The organism is Komagataeibacter melaceti (assembly GCF_003403295.1).
GTDB lineage: Bacteria > Pseudomonadota > Alphaproteobacteria > Acetobacterales > Acetobacteraceae > Komagataeibacter > Komagataeibacter melaceti.
The window spans coordinates 1-1,192 of the sequence record NZ_QUWV01000075.1; the positions used below are offsets into that span (position 1 = coordinate 1).

The window sequence follows — 1,192 nt, forward strand, 5'->3', positions numbered from 1 at the left end:
GCGCGGATCGCCGACATCGCGCTCCAGAACAAGGCCGTTCTCTACGCCCTGCTGTTCCAGGCCGCCTCGGAGACGATGATGACGATCGCCGCCGATCCCCGGCATCTGGGTGCCCGCATCGGCATCACCGCCGTGCTGCACAGCTGGGGTTCGGCGCTGACCCACCATCCCCATGTGCACATGATCGTGCCGGGTGGCGGTCTCTCGCCCGATGGCCAGCGCTGGATCTCGTCGCGCCCGGCCTTCCTCCTGCCCGTTCGCGTGCTGGGCAAGCTGTTCCGCCGCCTGTTCCTGACCCGGCTGCGCGCACTTTTCGATGCCGACCGGCTGGTCTTCCGGGGCCATCTTGCCCCTCTGGCAGAGCGTCGTGCCTTTCTGCGGTATCTGGCTCCTGTGCGCAGCAGGCGCTGGGTCGTCTACGCCAAACCGCCTTTTGCCGGTCCCAAAGCGGTGCTGGCCTACCTGTCGCGCTATACCCACCGCGTCGCCATATCGAACCGCCGCCTCCTGGCGTTCAACGAAAACGGTGTGACGTTCCGCTACAAGGACTACCGGCGGGACACGGCCCACCAGCAGCAGGTCATGACACTCGCCACGGATGAGTTCATCCGCCGCTTCATGCTGCATGTCCTGCCACGGGGATTTCATCGCATCCGCCATTATGGCCTGCTGGCCAGTTCCAGCCGCAAGGCCAGCCTCGCCCGGGTGCGGGAACTGCTGAATGTCATATCCACACCAGCGCCAGAAGTCCCGGAAGCCGAACCGGTCACGCCACCGCCGTGCCCATGCTGTGGTGGTCCGATGGTCGTCATCCAGATCCTTCCCCGGTGGTGCCAGCCTCGAGGGCCGCCACAGGCGAGTGATCCAACCAAGGGATCACCATGACAGCCCGCAGATACGACAGCATGACCGATCCCGATGTCGGAGCGGCTCCGCCCCGGCAAACCGGGGCTCCTGTACGCATCACTGGAAAACCCGGGAAAATCGCTGCCTACACTGCCAGTTCTGTCATCGCGTCATGCAGATCCGGTCACAAAAACCCGTTCCAGTTCCACAAACGCACCTGTATGCTCTGGCTCAGCCTCTCCCCCGGGGCGGCGCCAATTGCAAATTCCCCATAACTGAGTCCCGGTGTCGCGGGTTCGGTCTTCCCAGACTTTCGTACGCCTCGCGGCGCCCGAAACCCTTCAGG

Annotated in this window: 1 protein-coding gene; it reads left to right on the forward strand. The window is 64.5% G+C overall.

Annotated elements, in window-relative coordinates:
- A partial coding sequence (locus DY926_RS09655; protein WP_116703187.1) for an IS91 family transposase occupies nt 1–885 on the forward strand: 885 nt, incomplete at its 5' end.
- Nucleotides 886–1,192 lie beyond the last annotated feature (307 nt).